Genomic DNA, 976 nt, shown 5'->3' with positions numbered 1-976 from the left:
ATGTGTATTTTTTCATCAGCTGTAAATTTAACCATAGAAAAACTGCACCTCCAATTGTTAGACGGTGTCTAACAATTAGGGTGCAGTTCAGTTTCTCGCTCTTTTTTTATTTGTCATAAACAATACACAGTGAAATTTAAGCGATTCTAAATACAGTAAGGCGAATGTTAGTATTTCCTGTTGCAGGGATCGTAATCTCGTTAAGAGTAGATTGGACAGAGATGTTTGCACCAGCTGCTAACGTTTCAATTGTAGTAAATGAAAGTGAGTCACCTATTAAACTTGAAGAGAAGTTGTCAGTTGCGACTGCTCCATTAATTGAAATTCCTACTCCAAGTGGAGCACATCCTGGCGCAGTTGTAGCGATGGATACGCTAATTACATAAATGCCAGCGTTAATAACAGTAACTGTATTTGTGCCGTTAAAGATAATATTGTTTACGTTAATTGCAGTACTAAAAATAAAGTTATTAAATTGCAGTACTGTTTGTTGAATGTTATTTGTTACAACAATTGTTGCTACAGGGAAGCTAGGTCCAGTAGGTCCAGTAGGCCCAGTAGGTCCGCCAGATGGTCCAGTTGGTCCAGTAACTCCTATACCGGTAGCGCCGGTAGCACCCGTTGGTCCTTGGATGCCTTGAACACCTTGAGGTCCGGTAGCGCCAGTGGCACCAGTAGCACCTGTGTTACCTTGAACGCCTTGAGGTCCGGTAGCACCAGTAGCGCCTGTGTTACCTTGAGCGCCTTGAGGTCCAGTAGCGCCCGTGTTACCTTGAACGCCTTGAGGTCCCGTGGCACCAGTAGCGCCCGTATTACCTTGAACGCCTTGAGGTCCGGTAGCGCCTGTGTTACCTTGAGCACCTTGAGGTCCAGTAGCACCAGTAGCCCCCGTGTTACCTTGAACACCTTGAGGCCCGGTAGCGCCTGTGTTACCTCTGTCTCTTATACACATCTGACGCTGCCGACGAAGCTAGAA

1 pseudogene is annotated in these 976 nt (G+C 45.7%); it reads right to left on the bottom strand.

Features of this window, described 5'->3' with window-relative positions:
• Positions 1–136 precede the first annotated feature (136 nt).
• A pseudogene (locus JDS92_RS30040) lies at positions 137–934 on the bottom strand (Gly-Xaa-Xaa repeat protein); the annotation flags it as partial.
• Between the last annotated feature and the right edge of the window lie 42 nt (positions 935–976).

This window comes from Bacillus cereus group sp. N12, assembly GCF_016483575.1.
In the GTDB taxonomy this organism is placed as follows: domain Bacteria; phylum Bacillota; class Bacilli; order Bacillales; family Bacillaceae_G; genus Bacillus_A; species Bacillus_A toyonensis.
The sequence above is the reverse complement of the archived record's forward strand: the minus strand, read 5'-3'. Positions and strand labels throughout refer to the sequence as shown.